This is a genomic window from Enterobacteriaceae bacterium ESL0689 (assembly GCA_029433525.1).
GTDB lineage: Bacteria > Pseudomonadota > Gammaproteobacteria > Enterobacterales > Enterobacteriaceae > JAQTIF01.
In genome coordinates this window covers 2247064-2267655 of the sequence record JAQTIF010000001.1, presented here as the reverse complement: position 1 = coordinate 2267655, position 20592 = coordinate 2247064, and the positions used below count along the sequence as shown (strand labels likewise).

Here is a 20592-nt window from a genome sequence, read left to right as displayed (position 1 = left end):
CTACGGCAAACCCGGACAATCGCCAATCCCTGACGTATACAGAACCATAATAGTTATGACATGATGTAACTTTATACGTTAACTTTTTATTCGCCTGGTCGCAGAATCTTAGGCTGTGATTTTCGCTTTTTTCAGGCACTGATTTTGTCATAAAAATGAGGTAGTGACATGGATAAATTACTGGAGCGCTTTTTGCAATATGTTGCTGTGGATACACAGTCAAAGTCGGGAGTGCGCCACGTACCCAGTACCGAAGGGCAGTGGAAACTATTACGCCTGTTACAGCAGCAATTAGAGGATATGGGGCTGGTCAATGTGACACTCAGTGATAAAGGAACCCTGATGGCAACGTTACCGGCAAATATCGACGGTGATATCCCGGCGATTGGTTTTATTGCCCATGTGGATACTGCGCCTGATTTCAGTGGTAAAAATGTCAATCCGCAAATCGTCGATAATTACCGTGGTGGCGATATTGCGCTGGGTATGGGAGATGAAGTCTTGTCGCCAGTGATGTTTCCGGTACTGCATCAGCTGCTGGGTCAGACACTGATCACCACCGATGGTAAAACATTACTTGGTGCCGATGATAAAGCCGGTATTGCTGAAATTATGACCGCACTGACGATCCTTCAGCAGAATAAGATCCCGCACGGCGATATACGGGTCGCGTTTACCCCCGACGAAGAGGTGGGAAAGGGAGCTAAATATTTTGACACCCAAGCCTTTGATGCCCGCTGGGCCTATACCGTTGACGGTGGGGGTGTCGGGGAACTGGAGTATGAAAATTTCAATGCCGCCTCGGTGATCATCAGAATTGTCGGTAATAATGTCCATCCCGGAACGGCGAAGGGGGTGATGGTTAATGCATTGACCCTGGCGACCCGGATCCACGCTGAAATTCCGGCTGATCAAACCCCGGAAAACAGCGAAGGTTATCAGGGGTTTTATCATCTGATGGAGATAAAAGGCACCGTTGATCGTGCCAGAATGCATTATCTGATCCGCGATTTTGATCGTAAACAGTTTGAAGCGCGTAAACGCAAAATGATCGAAATTACGAAAAAGGTCGGCAAGGGACTGCACCCGGCTTGCTATATTGAGCTGGATATGACAGACAACTACTACAATATGCATGAAAAAGTGGTCGCACATCCCCATGTGGTGGATATCGCCCGTCAGGCGATGATCGATTGTGATATTACCCCGATCATCAAACCGATTCGTGGCGGCACTGACGGTGCCCAGCTTTCCTTTATGGGACTACCCTGTCCCAATCTGTTTACCGGCGGCTATAACTATCATGGTAAACATGAATTTGTCACCCTCGAAGGGATGGAAAAGGCGGTACAGGTGATTGTTCGCATTGCGCAGTTGACTGCACAACACAGCGAAGTTTACGCCAGCTGCCAGGATGAAAAATCATGAATACCCGGCACCCGACGGCTTAGTCTTCTGATGTATCGGGTAGCTGGCGACCAAAAATAACCTCCATGCAGGCACCGCCCAGCAGACTATCGCTAATGCGAATATCACCACTGTACTGTTCGACAATATCACGGGCGACGGAGAGCCCCACTCCCTGGCCTGGCCGTAAGGTATCGGCACGTTTTCCCCGATCGAATATTGCCTGGCGCTGGTTGTCCGCAATCCCCGGGCCATCATCTTCCACCAGAATATGCAAATGATTATCGTTCGTCTGACGAACCGACACCTCAACAAACTCAAGACAATATTTACAGGCATTATCGAGCACGTTGCCCAGCACCTCCATAAAATCATTCTGCTCGCCGACGAAACTGATCTCCGGCGAAATATCGAGGGTAATATTCACTCCTTTGCGTTGATAGACCTTATTTAATGCCGAGGTCAGCTTATCAAGCAGCGGCGCAATGGGATGCAGTTTGCGGCTCAGTAGCGTGCCACCACTGCGCATACTGGCGCGATGGAGATAATAGACAATTTGTTGCGAGATACGGTTGATCTGTTCCAGCATCACCGACTCGGCTTCATTGAGATCAATTTTCTCACTGCGCAGCGAACGCAGTGTACTTTGCAGCACCGCCAGCGGTGTTTTCAGACTGTGGGTCAGATCGGTCAACGCGATACGATATTTGTTATAACGTTCACGCTCACTTTTCAGTAATCGGTTGAGATTACTGACCAGCCGGGTAAGTTCACGGGTGGTATCGGGATTGAGCATTTCACGATGGTGCTCTTCCAGTTCGCGCACCTCTTTTGCCAGTGACTCAATCGGCCGCAGACTCCACCATGCGGCCAGCCAGAGCAGCGGGATCACCAGCAGCAGATTAGCGGCCAGCACGTAGATAAACCAGCTCCAGACCATATAAGAACGTTTCAGTTCGACCGGAATAGTATCGATCATCACAATGCTCAACTGTGGCATCTTAGCGGTCGCCGGATAGACATTGATCGCCGCCAGATGGGTCATTTCTGATCCCTCATTACGATGGCGAAGCGCATTGAGCTCAGACTGTATTTTATGATTATTGCGCAACAGCATACTGCTATTGACACTGGATTCAATTTCCCGAAAGCCATTGCTCTTCAGCCAGCCGGGCTGAATATGTTTTGCCAGCCAGGTAACATCACGCTGCATCCAGAGCAATTTCCCTTTCTCGTCATAAATCAGTGCGACGGTGGAGTTCGGAGTATTGAGGCTATCAGGAAGATCGACGGTAAGCTGGTTATTCTCCCAGCGGGATAACATATAAAACAGATTACTTTCGCCACGTAACAGGCGGAACGTCGTTTTATCAAAGCTAACGCTATAACCAATCAAGGCCACCATGCCATAGGCCAGTGAAAGCACCAGCACTACGGCGGCAGTCGCCAGCAGAAAACGAAAGCGCAATGAAACAGGCAGAAAATGGCGTAATGGATTCTTCATTCACGTAATTCGAATAAATAACCCTGACCGCGCACGGTGGTAATCACATCATACGGATGCTGCGTCTGGATTTTTTTGCGTAAACGGCCCATTAATACATCGATGGTATGGCTTTCGCGCAGCTCAGCATCGGGATACAGCTGGAGCATTAATGAGTCTTTGCTCACCACTTTACCGTTATTACGGATCAGCGTTTCTATAATCGTATATTCGAACGCGGTGAGCTTAATCGCTTGCTGGTTGATCGAGAGTTCACGGCGTGATAAATCAACCTGAAAGGGCGGGAGAGAGATAATTTGTGACGCCAGGCCGCTGTTACGGCGCAACAGCGCCTGCATCCTGGCAATAACTTCTTCAATATGAAAAGGTTTAGTGACATAGTCGTCCGCGCCAGCACTGAGGACTTCCACTTTATCCTGCCACCCTTCACGGGCAGTCAGTACCAGGATCGGCAGCGATACCTCATGACTACGCCAGCGACGAATCAGCGAAAGACCATCCTCATCAGGCAATCCCAGATCGATGATCGCAATATCCGGCAGGTGTTCATCCAGATAGTAATCCGCTTCCCTGGCATCTTCGGCGGCATCGACCTGATGGCCTGACTCCTGGAGCTGGACTTTCAGATGATGGCGCAATAAAGCGTTATCCTCAACAATGAGTACACGCATGCCTGTTCTCCCTTTTATTGACATTTAAAGTAGTGTATCGCGGGTTAGATATACTGAGTATAAACGGTTACAGGCGAATATTTTTGATCTGTTCATACCAGATAGAAGATATCCCCTGCCCGAATGAGCAGGGGGAATCGTCATCTTATTGCAGTTTATCAACCAGCGGGGTGGCGAGGCCGGTGTAGTTAGCGGGCGTCATCGCGTTGAGACGGGCTTTTTCCTCTTCCGGCAGGGGCAGATTATTGATGAATTGCTGGATAGCATCGGCATTCACCCGCTTACCACGGGTCAGTTCTTTCAGTTTTTCATACGGTTTTTCGATACCATAACGGCGCATCACGGTCTGAATCGGTTCGGCCAGCACTTCCCAGTTGGCATTCAGCTCATCCTGCAGATGGTCACTGTTAAGCTCCAGCTTACTCATGCCTTTCAGCGTCGACTGCCAGGCAATCAGTGCATAACCGATCCCGACCCCAAGATTACGCAACACCGTCGAATCGGTCAGATCCCGCTGCCAGCGGGAGAGGGGGAGTTTGTTGGCCAGATGTTGCATCATGGCATTCGCCAGTCCCAGATTCCCTTCGGAATTTTCAAAATCGATGGGATTGACTTTATGTGGCATGGTGGAAGAGCCAATCTCACCGGCGAGTGTTTTTTGTCTGAAGTGGTTAAGGGCGATATAACCCCATATATCGCGATCAAAATCGATAACAATCGTGTTGAAACGACGGATACAGTCGAACAGCTCGGCAATATAATCATGCGGCTCAATTTGGGTGGTATAGGGGTTCCACTGAATGCCGAGTGAGGTAACAAACGTTTCGCTGAACTGATGCCAGTCGATATCCGGGTAAGCGGCAAGATGGGCATTATAGTTACCCACGGCACCGTTAATTTTCCCCAGAATCGCGACTTCGCTGAGCTGGCGATACTGGCGTTCCATACGATAAGCGACGTTAGCCAGCTCTTTTCCCATTGTCGAAGGTGTCGCTGGTTGGCCATGGGTGCGCGAAAGTAGCGGCACCGCGCGATACTGATCCGCCCGTTCTTTCACTGCATCAATCAGCTGACGCCAGTAAGGTAAAATAATTTCATCGCGTGCGGTTTTTAGCATCAGCGCGTGAGAAAGATTATTGATATCTTCGGAAGTGCAGGCAAAGTGGATAAACTCGTCAACAGCCTGCAGTTCGCTGACTGCCGCGACCTTCTGTTTGAGGAAATACTCAACGGCTTTGACATCGTGATTGGTCGTCTGTTCGATCGTTTTGATCCGTTGTGCATCTGCAATGCTGAAATCAGTCACGATGCTCTCAAGGAAATCGTTTGCCTCGGGACTAAAAACGGGAACTTCCGCAATGGCGGCGTCGGCCGCTAACTTTTGTAGCCAGCGAATTTCAACCTCAACACGAAATTTCAGCAAACCAAATTCGCTGAAAATCGCCCGCAATACGCTGACTTTATCAGCATAGCGCCCGTCAATCGGAGAAACAGCGGTCAGTGAAGACAATTCCATAGATCACAACTCCGGCGTTAAATGTGTAATAATTTGTCTGGCCTGATTCACCAGACGATGGCGAAAAAACATCAGTTGTAAACGTCCACCCCCCACCTGATGCCAGAGTACGGCCGAGCGTATACCGGCTAACAGGATGGCACGCACTTTGGCTTGTACCTGGTTATTTTGCAGTACTGCCGGTGAACCAGTGACCTGAATGCGCGGCCCTAACGGGCTAATCACATCGCTATAGATCCCGGCTATCGCCCGCAGTAGTGGCTCTGACTGGAGGTCAAAATAGTCAAGCTGACGGTGCAGATCGGTAATACGGTTGCCCAGTGTCTCTTGCGCCGCCTTTGTTGCCGACAATTTACGCTCCAGCATGATCAAATTCAGGATATAACGGGTCAGCTCGACGTGCATATTCTGACGATTGACCGTGCTAAACACCCCGAGCAGAGTATCCAGACCGAGAGAAAGATGTGCTTCACGACCATTAAAAACATCGAGAACGGAAGCGGGGTTCATATCGATAATACTGTTCAGTGAGACATGGAGCGCATCGTCATCACAACGACCCTGATGCGCCAGTTGCTGCACCAGACGTGCTGACTGACAAATACCTGCCAGGGCAAGGGTAATGTCATAATAGTTCTTTGCCACAACTACGGCTTCCTTATTTATTTTAAGGTAATAAAATGATCATACTGCCAGCGGCAGGCGCTGTTCGATAATGCCGCCACCGAGACACAGTTCACCGAGATAGAATACCGCTGACTGACCGGGCGTGACCGCCGATACCGGGTGATCAAAAATCACCTCGATCTGATCCTGATCCATGGTTTTGAGCGTGCAGGGGATATCGGCCTGGCGATAACGGGTTTTGACAGTGCAGCGCAGCGTTTCTGCTGGGATCTGATGATCAACCCAGTCCAGCTGGCGGGCGATCAAACCCACCGACATCAGCCGCGGGTGATCATGCCCCTGAGCGACGATCAGAACGTTATTCGCAACATCTTTATCGACGACATACCACGGCGCTTCATCACCGTTTTTGATGCCACCAATACCCAGCCCCTTACGCTGACCCAGGGTGTGATACATCAGCCCCTGATGTTCACCGATCTGCTGGCCATCGACCGTGATGATCCTGCCAGGTTGTGCCGGTAGATAGCGTCCGAGAAATTCACGGAATTTACGTTCGCCAATAAAACAGATCCCGGTGGAATCTTTTTTGCGAGCCGTCACTAGTCCCAGTTGTTCGGCAATTTTACGGACTTGCGGTTTTTCCAGCTCACCAATCGGGAACAGGCTTTGGGCGATTTGCTGATGGCTGAGGGTATACAGGAAGTAACTCTGATCTTTATTACGGTCCAGGCCGCGCAGCAACTGGCTTTTACCATCGACATCGGCACGACGGACATAATGACCGGTCGCAATATAATCAGCGCCGAGATCTTCAGCGGCAAATTGTAAAAAGGCTTTAAACTTGATCTCTTTATTGCACAAAATATCCGGATTTGGCGTCCGCCCGGCCTGATATTCCGCGAGAAACAGCTCAAAGACGTTATCCCAGTATTCAGCCGCAAAGTTAACCGTATGCAGGACAATGCCCAGTTTATCGCACACTGCCTGTGCATCGGCGAGATCGGCGGCGGCAGTACAATAGTCCTCGCCATCGTCCTCCTCCCAGTTTTTCATAAACAGACCTTCGACCTGATATCCCTGCTGAAGCAGTAACCAGGCAGAAACGGAGGAATCAACACCGCCGGACATGCCGACGATCACTTTTGGTGCACTTTTTAACATGGAATATTGACCACATTGAGCTTCAGGGCGGCGTATTCTAGCATGTCGCTTGCACTCAGGCATCCTCTGTTAATGGCCAGTTAAACGCGCCAGTCAGAGAGAGCGGGTAGCGCGGATCTTCCTGATAGCAGCGGATACTTTCGGCCACCAGCGGTGAGCGCAGATTCGGCGAGCGAAGGATGGTTTCCGCCGGTAGCCATAAACAGCGATCGATATCGCTATCATGAGGCTGTGTTGCGCAAATTTCAGCCAGTTCGATAACAAACAGAAAGCGTAAAAAAGGCGTCTTATCCGGGGCTATCCACTGATGCAGACGGATAAAGTGTTGTGGTGTAGCGTGAATGCCTGTCTCCTCCCACAATTCACGTTCGGCAGCCTGACAGAGCGTTTCATTCGCCTCCAGATGACCGGCAGGCTGATTCCACAGCGCTTTACCGTTAATCGTTTCCTCTACCATCAAAAAGTGCTCTTGCGCATGTACCACGCAGGCAACCGTCACGTGAGGCTTAAACATTGCTCTGACTCCTTACGGGATTATTTGATCTGGCGCCACTCACCGCTGCTTAAGCCATCCAGCGTATAATCGCCGACGGCATAACGAATCAGGCGCAGGGTTGGGTAGCCGGTGTGCACCGTCATGCGCCGTACCTGACGATTGCGTCCTTCATAAAGGGTTATTTTCAGCCAGCGGGTGGGGATATTTTTGCGTTCACGAATCGGCGGATGACGCGCCCACAGCCAGTCAGGCTCCGCCACGAGCTCCACTTCTGCGGGCAGGGTGGGGCCATCGTTGAGAACCACCCCCTGGCGCAGTGCGGCCAGTGCTTCTGGTGTCGGTTCGCCTTCGACCTGGACATAATAAACTTTTCCGGTACGTTTTCCCGGCTGTGTCAGCCTTGCCTGCAATGCCCCGTCGCTGGTCAGCACCAGTAATCCTTCGCTATCGCGATCAAGACGACCTGCGGCATAGACACCGGGAAACGAAATAAAATCTTTTAATGTCCGTCGCCCGCTTTGATCGGTAAATTGTGGCAATACGTCATAGGGTTTATTGAACAAAATCACCTGTTTTGCCCGCGCCGCAGACGACTGACGGCTAATGTGTGGCGAAAGTGATCGCCGGTTATGATATCTTTTCACGCAGGTTTTCGGCATAGTATTTTCAGACCCGGATAATTATCGCATTATACCCTGGTACTGAATGTCTTTCATGAACATCACCATTCAGTCACAGTCAAACTGATTCATTCGACCAACAGAAAGCACTAATAAAAATATTTGCTCAACAAAATAGCCTGGTGGCGGGGCAGAATATTGCCCTGTCCGGCTAAAGATAAAATGCAAAAACACAACTCACAGCGTTCAGAGGAGAGATGAATGAAAAGTAAAGTCAGCATTCCGGAAGAAGGGCAAAAAATTAGCCTGCATGATGGCAGACTGAATATCCCTGATAACCCGATTATTCCCTTTATTGAGGGCGATGGCACGGGTATTGATATTACGCCGGTGATGATAAAAGTGGTCAATGCTGCGGTTGAAAAAGCTTACGCGGGTCAGCGTAAGATCGCATGGATGGAAATTTATGCCGGTGAAAAATCCACCCAGCTTTATGGTTCTGATGTCTGGTTACCGGATGAAACACTGGCGATGATCCGTGACTATCATGTGGCGATCAAAGGCCCGTTAACCACGCCTGTCGGTGGGGGGATCCGTTCGCTTAATGTGGCGCTACGCCAGGCGCTGGATCTCTACATCTGTCTGCGTCCGGTACGTTATTATCCGGGGACACCCAGCCCGCTAAAAAATCCTGAATTAACTGACATGGTTATTTTTCGCGAAAATGCCGAAGATATCTACGCTGGTATCGAATGGCCAGCGGACTCCGCGCAAGCGAAGAAAGTGATCCAATTCCTGCAGGATGAGATGGGCGTGAATCAGATTCGTTTTACTGATCATTGCGGTATTGGCGTCAAACCCTGTTCGAAAGAGGGCACTCAACGGCTGGTTCGTGCCGCCATCAATTATGCGATTGATCATCATCGTGACTCGCTGACTCTGGTACACAAAGGCAATATTATGAAATATACCGAGGGGGCGTTTAAAGAGTGGGGATACCAGTTAATTCGCGATGAATTTGGCGGGAAAGCGATCGATGGCGGCCCGTGGCAGAAAGTTATCAATCCGCATACCGGTAAAGCGATCATCGTTAAAGATGTGATCGCAGATGCTTTTCTGCAACAGATCCTGCTGCGACCAAAGGAATACGATGTCATCGCCTGCATGAACCTGAATGGCGACTATATCTCTGATGCGCTGGCAGCCCAGGTCGGCGGGATTGGCATTGCGCCAGGTGCCAATATTGGCAGTGAATGTGCACTGTTTGAGGCGACTCACGGCACAGCACCGAAATATGCCGGTCAGGATCGGGTCAATCCAGGTTCGATGATCCTTTCGGCTGAAATGATGCTGCGGCATATGGGCTGGACAGAAGCCGCCGACCTGATTGTTAAAGGAATGGAAGGAGCGATTGCCGCCAAAACCGTGACCTATGACTTTGAGCGTCTGATGGAGGGCGCTAAATTACTGAAATGCTCAGAATTTGGCGATGCTGTGGTTAAGCATATGTGAGTTACTCCATTGTAGCGAATGTTAACGGGGGCGAGATGTCCCCGTACTTTTTCTCATCGAAAAAATTCTTCTGTAATGCAGTATAAAAAATGACCTTTTTTTATATTCTGACAACCTTCCATTCTTTATCTTTGCCATCGTTATAACGATCAGTTTGGTGTTTGATATTGGCTTCAGTGGCGATCGTTTTCGCTTCTTCAGCATTTTTCTTCCCTGAATTCCTCTATTGCACAATCCATTAATTGGTGAGTGTGTGCCATTGGTCATACCTCAATATGACCGTCCAACAGGTTAAAGTGCTGGCCTTTGTTGTTGTAGTGAAAATATCAAAAACAGTCAGAGGAGCGCGTCAGGTGGTGTGTCAGTTATTTTAATTGTGCTATTTTTCTGGAGATAAAAACGGCGATGAAGAATGTAATATAGCTGTTTTTTATATTTATTGCATTGGTTATGCAATTTTGTCATTAGTTGGTGCCGTTAATTGACCTACTGAATGGTTAGAGTTATTAAAACAACTCCAGTGTGGAATTTTGGGGGTCGTTTATGGCGCTCAATTTTGCTGCTTTATGGGATGCGTACCCGGGTCTGTTTGGCGATGAAAATCCGTGCAGACTAAAAGACGGACGTGCAAGTTTTGAAAATCAGTGCGCTATCAGGCTGGGTATGGCACTGGTAAAGTGTGGTTATGGCATGACGAAATTGCAGGCACAATTTTGCTGGCACCACCCGAAAAGTGCCGGGCATATACTCAGGGCGGAATAACTGGCCAATGCGCTGAAACGCCAGCCATTACCGGGTATCTTTCCGGCGGTAAAAGTTTCAGTTGAAAATTTTGATAGCGTATTACGGAGCACCACGGGAATTATTTTTTTAAAGACTACTGGCAGCGTAATAATGAGTCGATTGCCAACCGCTCTGGCGATCACATTGACCTGTGGAACGGGACACGTCTTACAGAATACTCCAGTTATTTTCGTATTCAGTTTGGCTTGCACTGGAGAGGCATGCTTAGTGATCTTTTCGAGTCCCGTGAAATTTGGTTCTGGAGAATAATATGAGAGTCATAAAACTGGTTTTCTTTGCCCTTCCTGGCATCACATGTTTTCTGGCGTTCTGGTTTGCTGTCTATCCCTCTGTTTGTGGGATTTTGGTTGGCCCTGTTATGGGCGAAGATCAGATGTCGAAAAATTTTTGGATTTTATTCTTCGGAACCCCGCTGATGGCAATAGCTGGCGGAGTTGTTGGCTGGCGAACTGGCGGATTGTTGCAGGTGTTCCTGTTGGTGATTTTAAACTTTTGCTTTGTCATGGTGACCTGATATTGAAATGACTGTAGCAATCAGATCCGCTAGTCACCTGAAAGTTCGATTTATTCAACAAAGCCGTAAACATCAGTAAACTTACAAGAAAGACAGTGTTTTTGTAACGGAAGGAGCTCGACAGTACCCCTTAATTATTGGTAGAATTTTTACTGTTAATTATTTTTTAACAATCAAAAGGTTGCATTTAGCGTGTTCCCCAAAGGTGCGGGGATGAACTGAACTGCGCCCAGGCATGGTAGCGGGGGTGATGCAGACGGATATGGTGATTGACCGCCAGATGCTCAGTGACATGAAATCATAAGATGGCATACGAATAAATTTTATTGCTAATAAGAAGCTATCCCATCAGGCTATTTTACTTGCCATTTTGTCCCCGGGCAGTGCTCGAAATCCTCACGTACTATCTGTATACTGCAGTTTCTCCGCGCTATCCGAGTACAAAGTGACTACGTCAATAACCCAGTGGGCCAGGCCCTGAGGTTTTTGTTTTATAGCGCTATATGAATGATGGATCTGCTTTATTATTACTTTTTATTGCGGAGGATATATGAAGGAGGATTTCTGGGATTGCTACTGGACAGGCTGGAATAAAACGCTGGTCTTTCAGGGGGGGGCTTCCCGCAAAGAGTTTTGGTCATTTATGTTAGTGAATACACTATTCCTGGTTGCTGTTTTTGCCGGCATTATCTATTGGCTCTTATCACAACGTGATGGCTTTGAGGCGATGCTGGTGGTTTGCTTGTTTTGTCCGCCTGGGTTATTTATTATCTTTTTGTTTTTACTGCCGCCAACGCTCTCTGTTGGTATTCGCCGAATGCATGATATTGGTTATTCCGAATGGTGGTTTGGTGGCATGATGTTACTAAACACGCTGATTATCTTAATCATCTTGTCGGGGTATTTTCTTTACCCCTCCATCCTGATGGATATCTATGACATGCTTATTGCACTTTGTGCCATAGCGGCGGTGATTTCAGTTGGTGTCAGCATACTATGTTGCAAACCAGGAAAAATAAAGGATTGTCAACTACATTCGACTGAGGCAGAATAATTTTCTCTGAGTGTTACTGACGATATTTTTTTATTTTGGAGGATGTATGTCAGAGGGGCTGTGGCATTGTTACTGGCAGGGTTGGCGAAAAACCTTTGTTTACCAGGGAAGTGCTTCCCGACAGGAATTTTGGTCATTTATTCTGGGTAACCTGTTAGTGTTATTAATTATTGCGGCCATGAGTTTCTGCTGGCTGGTGTTGCAGAGTGGAATGGCAATGGTATGGATTTTTTTTATTTTAATGCCATTATCTGCAATAGCATCACTGGTTTTATTTCTCCCCATCCTCTCGCTGGGTATTCGGCGGATGCACGACATTGGTTATTCCGGCTGGTGGTTTGGCGGAATTGTGTTAATCAATCTGCAGATTATTCCGATGGTCATGGCAGGCGTGTTTTATCTGCTCAGTCAAATAATCGACGGAAGAGTCTTGAATGAGATCATGAACGGTATCAGCATAATATTGAATATATTGATTGTTCTCTCAACCATTATTCTTATCTGGTTGTGCTGTAAACCCGGCAAATTAAAAAAATCCTCTTCCTCTTCTGATCCTGATGACCTGAAATGATTCTCCAGGCAACCTTATTGTTATGCAAGATTTAGCGCTTATCTCACCAGGCGCTAAATCATGATATTGATTGTTTTATAACCTGCACTATCCCGTTTATCATCAGAAGGGCTAATGATGATTTTCAATGGCTGAATCGTGCTATCATACGGTGGGCAGCGGGTGTTTATGCATCAGGTAGCACAATATCTGGATATTATTCCGTCAATCAGTACGATAAGCGCTTTCATCGTTATAAGGGTTGCGTTAACGTGAGCGCGGTTGTCGTGGTGGCTGAAAGGCGAGGGAGTAGATTGTGTTTGCTGAGTATGGTGTATTGAATTATTTGACTTATCTGCCAGGGGCTATTTTCATCGTGCTTGTTCCTGGCCCTAATACTTTTTTTGTCCTGAGAACAGGTATTGCATACGGTATCAAAAGAGGATATCTGGCGGCAATGGGCGTGTTTATCGGTGATGCCGTATTGATGTTACTGACGTTTGCTGGCGTGGCAACCCTGATTAAAACAACACCATTACTGTTTAATATCATTCGCTATCTGGGGGCGATTTATCTGCTATGGCTGGGAGTGAAAATATTATATTCAGTTGTAGCTTGTCAGAAAGATGAGGCGGATAGCGGCGCAGAAACGGAGCGAACCATCCTGAAACGTGCGCTGACGCTCAGTCTGACTAATCCGAAAGCAATTCTGTTCTATGTCTCCTTTTTTGTGCAGTTTATCGATGTTCATTCGGCAACCCCTGGCGTGGCCTTTTTTATACTCGCGCTGACGCTGGAGATCATTAGCTTCACTTATATGAGCTTTTTGATTTTATCAGGCTCTGTTGTAACACATTATATAAAAGCGAGAAAAAAACTGGCAAAAACAGGCAATGGCTTGATCGGACTTATTTTTGTCGGATTTGCTGCCCGTCTGGCGACGCTACAATCATAACAAGCGTTCAGTATGGTGACAGGTTTCCCTGCCGTTATGGCAGGCTTTACGTCGCTCAGCCGGCTGCGTGGGATCTTTTTTATAGCGGATAAATAAACTTTCGTTTTATTCGCCAGGGCAGTGCTATCCGCCAATTTCCCGATTGCGGGCAGCCAGCGCTCCCGATACAGCCATAACAACAGCAATCAGCGCAATGGTGATTAATGGAATACGCCAGTCACCATAGAGATCGTGAATTTTTCCCATGATGGGTGGCCCGCCCGCCGCCAGCAGATAACCGACCGTCTGTGCCATTCCTGACAGAGCCGCTGCCTGGGGTGCCGAACGGGTACGCAGGCCGATAAACGTCAAGCCAAGAATCATCGTTGCACCACAGCCGAAGCCAAAAATCAGCGTCCAGATGATGGCCTGTGCTGGCCATAACCACAGGCCGACGGCACTGAGAGTACACATCAGTGCTGTCAGTGCGGCAATCGCACGCTGGTCTTTCAGGCGATGGAGAAGCAGGGGAATAGCCACTCCCGGCACAGCGGTGGCCAGCTGGAGCAAGCCATGCAGCGAGCCTGCCTCAGTTTCACTGTAACCAGCACTTTGTAATATCGCAGGCAGCCAGCCGATGATGACATAATAAACCAGTGAATTGAGACCAAGAAACATCGTCACCTGCCAGGCGAGCGCGTAACGCCAGATCCGCTGTGGCTGCGATGCACCTGAATGACTGGCAGGCGCAGTGGTTTGCTGACGTGCTTGTGGCAGCCAGATTAACAGCGCAACCAGGGGAAACAGTAGCAACATTAACAGCGCGCCTCGCCAGCCTAAGCCTGCCAGCGCCAGCGGAACCACCAGAGCCGATCCACAGGCCGCCGCGATGCCCATGGTCAGAGAGTAAGCGCCAGTCATCTTCGCAATATGATGTGGAAAATCACGTTTAAGCAGTCCCGGTAACAGGACATTACCCAATGCGATGCCACAGCCGATCATCGTAGTGCCAGCAAAAAGCAGTGTGACAGTAGGCAGAGAACGCAAACCAATACCGAGACAAATCAAAATCAGGGCGAACAGCAGGCTGCGTTCTAAGCCCAGACGGCCGGCGATGCTGGCGGCCAGCGGTGAAACCACGCCAAAGGCCAGAAGAGGCAGCGTGGTTAACAGGCCCGTTTGGGCGGTCGTGAGGCCATATTCAGCATGGATCACATCCAGCAACGGCGCCATAGCGGTAAAAGTCACACGCAGCGTGGTCGCAATAGATAAAATGCCGATAATTAATAGCAGATTACGGTGACGGATAGCACAACTCATAGCACGACGCATAGTCATTCCTGGTCAGTGAACGAAACAGTAAAAAAATCATCGCGAAAAATAAATTATTAGACTTTGGCCGCGTCCGGTAAAGCGGACTACGATTTCCCTAAAAATAACGAGACAATACCCGCCGCGATTAACGGACCGACAGGGATCCCCCGGAACAGCGCGACCCCTAATAGTGTGCCGATCAGTAACCCGGCAACCAACTGTGGCTGGACACTCATTAAGGCAACGCCACGGCCACCCAGCCAGGAAACAAGAATACCTACTGCGACAGCCAGCAATGACTTCCAGTTGATCAATGAGTGCAGTAGTGTCGATGGCGGAAGTGTGCCGCTGGCCATCGGTGCCATAACTCCCATCGTCAGGATAATAATACCGACCGTTACCCCCTGTTTTTCAACCCACGGGAAAAAAATATTGAGGGGTGTGATACGGATAATAATTAACGCGAGGATTGAAATGGCGACGGGGGTGTTATGACTTATAAAACCCAGCACCGCGAATCCTGAAAGAATAAACAGCGTGATATCAAACATAAAGAAAAGCCGTTGCCAAAGCGATAATCTTATCATTAGTGCCGGAAAGACTGTACATAAATCATTAGTCATCTGAGTATCGTTGGCCTTTGGTGATGTCCGGGTATCAAATTATTTTCATTTGCCTGATAACTCATGAGACCAGCTCTACTATCGTGATTGTGATCAGCGTTAAATCCCGGATATTTCACTGTGGAATTATTGTTCATTCATTGATAATCATCTGAGTCAGGAATGATTATCGACTGCAAAAATAAACCCAGGAGAACAGAATGACAGAAGTGGATAAAACGCTGGAGGTAAAGCTGGCTTTTCCTGTCTGGAAAGCGGTGCTTGCGGTATTATCCGGGACGATCATCGGGGTGATACCTCCCCCTGTCGGCTTGACGGATAATGCATGGCATATGTTTGCGATTTTTGTTGCGACGATTTTTGCCATTATCCTGAAAGTGCTGCCGATGGGCGCGGTGACGATGATTGCGCTGATCGTCTCCGCCTTGCTGGAGGTCACGCCGCTTTCACCGGGAAACAGTGGTAAAGTGGCCGCTTTATCCGGTTTTGCCAATAACACCATCTGGTTAATTGGTATCGCCATGTTTATTTCGCGTGCCGTTATCAAGACCGGACTGGGGAAGCGCATAGCGTTATGGTTTATTTCCCGCTGTGGCTCAGGCATGCTGGGCGTGGCCTATGGTTTGGCGCTGTCTGATATCGTTTTAGGGCCAGGCATTCCCTCCGCATCAGCAAGAGGAGGGGGCATTATGTATCCCATCACCCGCTCTATAGCCACTATCTATCGCTCAGAGCCTGGAGCGACCGCCAGAAAAGCGGGCGCTTTTTTAATGATCTGTGTGTCACAAATTGACGCTATCGTCTGTACCATGTTTTTAACCGCAATGGCAGGAAATCCGCTGATAGCTGAACTGGCAAAAGAGCAGGGGATTGTGATTACCTGGAGCAACTGGTTTGTCGGTGCCATTGTCCCGGGGATCGCTTCGCTGATCCTGCTGCCACTGGTGCTGTATGTTATTTATCCACCAGAGCTGAAGAAAACACCGGAAATCCCAACGATGGCTAAAGCAGAGCTACAGAATATGGGGCCGATGTCGCTGGCGGAAAAAATTCTGGCTTTCGATTTCGTGTTGCTGATATTGCTCTGGACGGTGGGAGATATTTTCTTCTCCATTCCGCCGACACTTTCTGCGTTTATTGGGCTGATGGTGCTGCTGGTGAGTAATATTATGTCGTGGAAAGATATCATTGCAGAAAAAGCCGCCTGGGATACCATGTTCTGGTTTGCGGTTCTGGTGATGATGGCGAATGCGCTGAATAAATATGGCATGATCAAATGGATATCTCAGTATATTGCTAACTATGTGAGTCACTTTAACGGCATGATCGTTTTGTTGCTGCTGGTACTGGTCTATTTTTACACACGCTATTTCTTTGCTTCTGCAATGGCGCATATCTCAGCGATGTATCAGGCTTTCCTCTCTGTCGCGCTTATCGTCGGTGTACCGCCTCTTTTTGCCGCGCTGGCGCTGGGTTATACCTCCAGTCTGTCGATGGGATTAACGCAATATTCTGGTGGCCCTGGGCCTGCCCTTTTTGGTTCCGGTTATAACACTACCGGGCAATGGTGGGGGGGGAGTTTTATTGTATCGATTGCCTCTCTGGCTATCTGGCTGGTGCTGGGAAGTGCCTGGATGAAGATAATCGGCTTCTGGTAACAAAAACGCCGCATTGATTTGCGGCGTTTTATGGTGCTTATTTCAGTCACCGCCATAGGGGTGGTGACTGATAAAGGCAATTTATTTCGCGATATGCGCGATCAGGTCAAGAACCTTGCAGGAATAACCAGTTTCGTTGTCATACCAGGAAACCAGTTTGACAAAGTTGTCGTTGAGCGCAATACCTGCTTTCGCATCGAATACGGAAGTGCAGGGTTCACCGTTGAAGTCGGTTGAGACAACATCATCTTCGGTATAACCGAGAACGCCTTTCATGGCACCTTCAGAAGCTGCTTTGATGGCTTTCTTGATTTCTTCATAAGTGGCTGGTTTTTCCAGGCGTACTGTCAGGTCAACGACAGAGACGTTAGGCGTAGGAACGCGGAAAGCCATCCCGGTCAGTTTGCCGTTGAGTTCTGGCAGAACTTTACCCACCGCTTTCGCTGCACCAGTCGAGGAAGGAATGATGTTTTGCGATGCACCACGACCACCACGCCAGTCTTTGAGCGACGGGCCATCGACGGTTTTCTGGGTTGCAGTGGTAGCGTGAACAGTGGTCATCAGACCTTCAATGATACCAAAGTTATCATTGATAACTTTCGCCAGTGGCGCCAGGCAGTTAGTGGTGCAAGAGGCGTTGGAAACAATATCCTGGCCTGCGTATTTATCAAAGTTAGCACCTCTGACAAACATCGGGGTATTGTCTTTAGACGGGCCAGTCATCACGACTTTTTTGGCACCGGCGGTAATGTGTTTACGTGCGGTTTCATCCGTCAGGAACAGCCCCGTTGCTTCTGCCACAACATCAACACCCACTTCGTTCCATTTCAGGTTAGCCGGATCACGTTCAGACGTGACACGGATTTTCTTACCATTAACGATCAGGTGGCCATCTTTCACGTCAATTGTGCCATCGAAACGGCCATGTGTAGAGTCATACTTCAGCATGTATGCCATGTAGTTTGCGTCTAACAGATCGTTAATAGCGACAATTTCGATGTCAGAACGCTGCTGTGCAGCACGGAAAACAATACGGCCGATACGTCCAAAACCGTTGATACCTACTTTGATAGTCATATATTCCACCAGCTGTTTGTTAGTGAATAAAAGGTTGCTTGTAAAATTACAAAAACCTTACTCAGCGTCAAGCGGAATCGTGTCAATCATTGTGAAAAGTCGATCCAGGATCCATAGTTAGCGAAATGATTTACCTCTCGTTTATCTGTTCCTCGTTTCTGGTATCATACGGTTAACAGCTGATTTGCGCCGTTATGTTAATGATAACAATACGATGTTCAATACGGTTACGCAGACAGATGTTAGATTAAATGTTAAATAAATTAACATAATTGATGATTTTATTGTTACAATAAAGTTATTGTTTTGCTTTTAACACCCTAAGAAGTCACACGATGTCGAAGACGTTTTTACCGCAAGAGCGCATAAAAAATTTGAGTGAAATGCAGTTTTACGTGACACAGCAGGGGGGGACTGAGCCGCCATTCAGCGGGCGGTTGCTGGATAATCAGCGGGATGGGATTTATCACTGCCTGGTGTGTGACGCAGCGTTATTTTACTCGCAGGCAAAATATGCCTCAGGTTGTGGCTGGCCCGCTTTTTATGAGCCGGTCAGCAGTGACGCGATCCGTTACCTTAGTGATGATTCGCATGGCATGCGGCGCACAGAAATTCGCTGTGGTCACTGTGATGCTCATTTAGGACATGTATTTCCTGACGGGCCGCAGCCCAGCGGTAAGCGATTTTGTGTCAATTCAGCTTCGTTAAGTTTCAGTGATAATAGCAGTGATGATCGTATTAACGGTTAGTGGTGCCATCAGCCCAGCCTGCACAAAGGCAGACCGGAAATATCATCACTGTGCCGCTTGCCAGCCACTGAATGTGTACAGCGTGGCACCGGCTGCGCCCATTTCATGGAAAGCATCGGCGCTGTCCTGAGGCTGAATATTAACCCCACGGCAGCCATCGGTAATCACATTCACCTTATAGCCCAGCGATAGCGCGTCAAGCACGGTAAATCTGACACAGTAGTCAGTTGCCAGCCCGGCAATGATAAGCGTATTTATCTCCCGCTCCTGCAACCAGCTATCAAGCTGCGTTTTGTGGCGTCGTCCGTTATCGAAAAAGGCGCTGTAACTGTCAATCGCCGGATTTTCTCCTTTCCGGAAGCAGGCGATGATAGCCTGTTGATTGAGTTGTGGATGCAGCGCTGCCCCTGGGCTGTTTTGTACGCAGTGATCGGGCCAGAAGGTTTGTGCCAGCCCCTCCAGCTCTCCCTGAGAGTAAGGTGCCAGTCGGTGCTGGCTGGCAAAGCTGCCATGATTGGCCGGATGCCAGTCCTGACTGGCGATAATGGCATGACCGCGGGTGACGCACTCATCAATCAACTGGTTGGCAATAGCAATGACACTGTCACCTTGTGGTACCGCGAGCGCGCCACCGGCACAGAAATCATTTTGTAAATCAATGAGCAGCAAAGCACAATGGGTCATCGGAATTTCCTTGTTTTATTCGCCTGGGGTGAGTTCACCACGCAGGTTTTCCTGCATCAGACAGCGAATGGTTGCGGGGTCCAGTGCCTGACTTAATAAATAATGGAGTTTGGTCAGGGTGGCTTCCACCGTCATGTCAAAGCCGCTGATCACACCAGCCTGAGCCAGCGCATTACCGGTCGCGTAGCCCCCCATATTGACCTTACCAGACAGGCACTGGGTCAGATTAATGACGATAATACCACGTTGACTGGCCTCTGCCAGAACCTGAAGAAAGGCACGGTTTTGTGGCGCATTGCCGACCCCGTAAGATCGCAGGATCAGCGCTTTCACCGGCTGACGCAGAAAGTTGGATACCACATCGGCAGAGATTCCCGGATAAATCGTGATCACGCCAATGGGCTGTGGCGTAATCGGATGGGCGCGCAGTTGGCTGTCATAATCAGGGCTCAGCGGTGTAGTAAGGCGACGAATATGAATGCCTGCTTCCAGCAACGGAGGCAGATTGGGCGAGTCGAAAGCATCAAAACCATCTGCATGCACTTTTGTTGTCCGGTTTCCGCGATACAAGCGGTTATTAAAGAACAGTGACACCTCGTTAACCGGATAGCGTGCGGCGATATATAGCGCATTGAGCAGGTTGATTTGGCCGTCAGAGCGCAATTCAGCTAACGGAATTTGTGACCCTGTCACAATGACCGGTTTGCCGAGATTTTCCAGCATAAAGGATAACGCCGAAGCGGTAAATGCCATCGTATCAGTGCCATGCAGGATAACAAAACCATCATATTGATCGTAATGGTGACAGATATCATCCGCGATGTGTTGCCAGTCATCCGGGGTCATATCAGAGGAGTCCATCAGCGGTTGATATTCATGGATCGTAAAGTGTGGCATCTCCGGGCGATGAAATTCTGGCATCAATGCGAGTTGTTGCTGTAAATAGCCTGAAACCGGAATATAACCATATTGTGAATGTTGCATACCGATGGTACCGCCGGTATAGGCAACGTAAATCGATTTTCTGGACATGGGATCACTTAAATTATCTGTGGGCGTCAGTCAGTATAAAACGTCAGGGCAAAAGTGCTGCCCCGTAAAGGGGCAGCGGCGA

21 protein-coding genes are annotated in these 20592 nt (G+C 48.7%); 9 read left to right on the top strand and 12 right to left on the bottom strand.

Annotation, left to right across the window (positions count from 1 at the left end; genetic code table 11):
* Window positions 1–168: 168 nt before the first annotated feature.
* Window positions 169–1428, top strand: a complete 1260-nt coding sequence (pepT, locus tag PT300_10935) for a peptidase T (GenBank protein ID MDF7681068.1) — start codon at window positions 169–171, stop codon at window positions 1426–1428.
* Between the two features lie 19 nt (window positions 1429–1447).
* Here the strand turns inward: pepT and phoQ are convergent, their stop codons facing one another.
* From phoQ to rluE, 7 genes are all read right to left on the bottom strand, one after another.
* Window positions 1448–2911: a two-component system sensor histidine kinase PhoQ gene (gene phoQ / locus PT300_10930; GenBank protein MDF7681067.1), complete on the bottom strand. Its 1464-nt coding sequence runs from the start codon at window positions 2909–2911 to the stop codon at window positions 1448–1450.
* Entirely contained in the window at window positions 2908–3582 is a 675-nt protein-coding gene (gene phoP, locus PT300_10925) for a two-component system response regulator PhoP (protein MDF7681066.1), read from the bottom strand. The genes phoQ and phoP overlap by 4 nt, the downstream gene beginning before the upstream one ends.
* A 145-nt stretch (window positions 3583–3727) precedes the next feature.
* On the bottom strand, window positions 3728–5098 hold the full coding sequence (gene purB, locus PT300_10920; GenBank protein MDF7681065.1) for an adenylosuccinate lyase: 1371 nt from the start codon (window positions 5096–5098) through the stop codon (window positions 3728–3730).
* A gap of 3 nt (window positions 5099–5101) precedes the next feature.
* Entirely contained in the window at window positions 5102–5743 is a 642-nt protein-coding gene (hflD, locus tag PT300_10915; protein ID MDF7681064.1) for a high frequency lysogenization protein HflD, read from the bottom strand.
* 39 nt (window positions 5744–5782) lie between these two features.
* Window positions 5783–6889 carry a tRNA 2-thiouridine(34) synthase MnmA gene (gene mnmA / locus PT300_10910; GenBank protein MDF7681063.1) on the bottom strand — a complete coding sequence of 369 codons (1107 nt, stop codon included), beginning with the start codon at window positions 6887–6889 and terminating at the stop codon, window positions 5783–5785.
* Between the two features lie 55 nt (window positions 6890–6944).
* Complete coding sequence (locus PT300_10905) at window positions 6945–7403, bottom strand: NUDIX hydrolase (protein ID MDF7681062.1); 459 nt, start codon at window positions 7401–7403, stop codon at window positions 6945–6947.
* A 20-nt stretch (window positions 7404–7423) separates the two neighbouring features.
* Window positions 7424–8044: a 23S rRNA pseudouridine(2457) synthase RluE gene (gene rluE, locus PT300_10900; protein ID MDF7681061.1), complete on the bottom strand. Its 621-nt coding sequence runs from the start codon at window positions 8042–8044 to the stop codon at window positions 7424–7426.
* 222 nt (window positions 8045–8266) lie between these two features.
* Between rluE and icd the strand changes: the two genes are divergently transcribed.
* From icd to leuE, 6 genes are all read left to right on the top strand, one after another.
* Complete coding sequence (icd, locus tag PT300_10895) at window positions 8267–9517, top strand: NADP-dependent isocitrate dehydrogenase (protein ID MDF7681060.1); 1251 nt, start codon at window positions 8267–8269, stop codon at window positions 9515–9517.
* Window positions 9518–10060: 543 nt separating this feature from the next.
* Complete coding sequence (locus PT300_10890) at window positions 10061–10279, top strand: hypothetical protein (GenBank protein MDF7681059.1); 219 nt, start codon at window positions 10061–10063, stop codon at window positions 10277–10279.
* Window positions 10280–10571: 292 nt separating this feature from the next.
* The gene (locus PT300_10885; GenBank protein ID MDF7681058.1) at window positions 10572–10835 is read left to right on the top strand and encodes a hypothetical protein; all 264 of its coding nucleotides are present in this window, start codon (window positions 10572–10574) and stop codon (window positions 10833–10835) included.
* Between the two features lie 550 nt (window positions 10836–11385).
* Window positions 11386–11889, top strand: a complete 504-nt coding sequence (locus tag PT300_10880; protein ID MDF7681057.1) for a DUF805 domain-containing protein — start codon at window positions 11386–11388, stop codon at window positions 11887–11889.
* 46 nt (window positions 11890–11935) lie between these two features.
* Window positions 11936–12460: a DUF805 domain-containing protein gene (locus PT300_10875; GenBank protein MDF7681056.1), complete on the top strand. Its 525-nt coding sequence runs from the start codon at window positions 11936–11938 to the stop codon at window positions 12458–12460.
* 295 nt (window positions 12461–12755) lie between these two features.
* Window positions 12756–13394 carry a leucine efflux protein LeuE gene (leuE, locus tag PT300_10870; protein ID MDF7681055.1) on the top strand — a complete coding sequence of 213 codons (639 nt, stop codon included), beginning with the start codon at window positions 12756–12758 and terminating at the stop codon, window positions 13392–13394.
* Window positions 13395–13517: 123 nt separating this feature from the next.
* Here leuE and PT300_10865 read toward each other — a convergent pair whose 3' ends face one another.
* Window positions 13518–14693, bottom strand: coding sequence for an MFS transporter (locus PT300_10865; GenBank protein ID MDF7681054.1), 1176 nt, complete (start codon window positions 14691–14693; stop codon window positions 13518–13520).
* Window positions 14694–14791: 98 nt separating this feature from the next.
* Window positions 14792–15238, bottom strand: a complete 447-nt coding sequence (locus tag PT300_10860; GenBank protein MDF7681053.1) for a DUF441 domain-containing protein — start codon at window positions 15236–15238, stop codon at window positions 14792–14794.
* Window positions 15239–15510: 272 nt separating this feature from the next.
* Between PT300_10860 and PT300_10855 the strand changes: the two genes are divergently transcribed.
* Window positions 15511–16968, top strand: coding sequence for a DASS family sodium-coupled anion symporter (locus tag PT300_10855; GenBank protein ID MDF7681052.1), 1458 nt, complete (start codon window positions 15511–15513; stop codon window positions 16966–16968).
* An 81-nt stretch (window positions 16969–17049) separates the two neighbouring features.
* Here the strand turns inward: PT300_10855 and gapA are convergent, their stop codons facing one another.
* The gene (gene gapA, locus PT300_10850) at window positions 17050–18045 is read right to left on the bottom strand and encodes a glyceraldehyde-3-phosphate dehydrogenase (GenBank protein MDF7681051.1); all 996 of its coding nucleotides are present in this window, start codon (window positions 18043–18045) and stop codon (window positions 17050–17052) included.
* A 335-nt stretch (window positions 18046–18380) separates the two neighbouring features.
* On the opposite strand from gapA, the gene msrB reads away from it, so the two are divergent.
* Entirely contained in the window at window positions 18381–18794 is a 414-nt protein-coding gene (msrB, locus tag PT300_10845; protein MDF7681050.1) for a peptide-methionine (R)-S-oxide reductase MsrB, read from the top strand.
* A gap of 45 nt (window positions 18795–18839) precedes the next feature.
* Here the strand turns inward: msrB and pncA are convergent, their stop codons facing one another.
* Together pncA and ansA are read right to left on the bottom strand one after the other, a co-directional pair.
* Window positions 18840–19478, bottom strand: coding sequence for a bifunctional nicotinamidase/pyrazinamidase (pncA, locus tag PT300_10840; GenBank protein MDF7681049.1), 639 nt, complete (start codon window positions 19476–19478; stop codon window positions 18840–18842).
* Between the two features lie 15 nt (window positions 19479–19493).
* Complete coding sequence (gene ansA / locus PT300_10835) at window positions 19494–20510, bottom strand: asparaginase (GenBank protein MDF7681048.1); 1017 nt, start codon at window positions 20508–20510, stop codon at window positions 19494–19496.
* Window positions 20511–20592: the final 82 nt, after the last annotated feature.

What these genes read in the sequence shown, in the direction of transcription:
- pepT (MDF7681068.1), top strand. Translation starts at nt 169, where the DNA reads ATGGATAAATTACTGGAGCGCTTTTTGCAATATGTTGCTGTGGATACA.
- phoQ (MDF7681067.1), bottom strand. Translation starts at nt 2,911, where the DNA reads ATGAAGAATCCATTACGCCATTTTCTGCCTGTTTCATTGCGCTTTCGT.
- phoP (MDF7681066.1), bottom strand. Translation starts at nt 3,582, where the DNA reads ATGCGTGTACTCATTGTTGAGGATAACGCTTTATTGCGCCATCATCTG.
- purB (MDF7681065.1), bottom strand. Translation starts at nt 5,098, where the DNA reads ATGGAATTGTCTTCACTGACCGCTGTTTCTCCGATTGACGGGCGCTAT.
- mnmA (MDF7681063.1), bottom strand. Translation starts at nt 6,889, where the DNA reads ATGTTAAAAAGTGCACCAAAAGTGATCGTCGGCATGTCCGGCGGTGTT.
- PT300_10905 (MDF7681062.1), bottom strand. Translation starts at nt 7,403, where the DNA reads ATGTTTAAGCCTCACGTGACGGTTGCCTGCGTGGTACATGCGCAAGAG.
- rluE (MDF7681061.1), bottom strand. Translation starts at nt 8,044, where the DNA reads ATGCCGAAAACCTGCGTGAAAAGATATCATAACCGGCGATCACTTTCG.
- icd (MDF7681060.1), top strand. Translation starts at nt 8,267, where the DNA reads ATGAAAAGTAAAGTCAGCATTCCGGAAGAAGGGCAAAAAATTAGCCTG.
- PT300_10890 (MDF7681059.1), top strand. Translation starts at nt 10,061, where the DNA reads ATGGCGCTCAATTTTGCTGCTTTATGGGATGCGTACCCGGGTCTGTTT.
- PT300_10885 (MDF7681058.1), top strand. Translation starts at nt 10,572, where the DNA reads ATGAGAGTCATAAAACTGGTTTTCTTTGCCCTTCCTGGCATCACATGT.
- PT300_10880 (MDF7681057.1), top strand. Translation starts at nt 11,386, where the DNA reads ATGAAGGAGGATTTCTGGGATTGCTACTGGACAGGCTGGAATAAAACG.
- PT300_10875 (MDF7681056.1), top strand. Translation starts at nt 11,936, where the DNA reads ATGTCAGAGGGGCTGTGGCATTGTTACTGGCAGGGTTGGCGAAAAACC.
- PT300_10865 (MDF7681054.1), bottom strand. Translation starts at nt 14,693, where the DNA reads ATGAGTTGTGCTATCCGTCACCGTAATCTGCTATTAATTATCGGCATT.
- PT300_10860 (MDF7681053.1), bottom strand. Translation starts at nt 15,238, where the DNA reads ATGTTTGATATCACGCTGTTTATTCTTTCAGGATTCGCGGTGCTGGGT.
- PT300_10855 (MDF7681052.1), top strand. Translation starts at nt 15,511, where the DNA reads ATGACAGAAGTGGATAAAACGCTGGAGGTAAAGCTGGCTTTTCCTGTC.
- gapA (MDF7681051.1), bottom strand. Translation starts at nt 18,045, where the DNA reads ATGACTATCAAAGTAGGTATCAACGGTTTTGGACGTATCGGCCGTATT.
- msrB (MDF7681050.1), top strand. Translation starts at nt 18,381, where the DNA reads ATGTCGAAGACGTTTTTACCGCAAGAGCGCATAAAAAATTTGAGTGAA.
- pncA (MDF7681049.1), bottom strand. Translation starts at nt 19,478, where the DNA reads ATGACCCATTGTGCTTTGCTGCTCATTGATTTACAAAATGATTTCTGT.
- ansA (MDF7681048.1), bottom strand. Translation starts at nt 20,510, where the DNA reads ATGTCCAGAAAATCGATTTACGTTGCCTATACCGGCGGTACCATCGGT.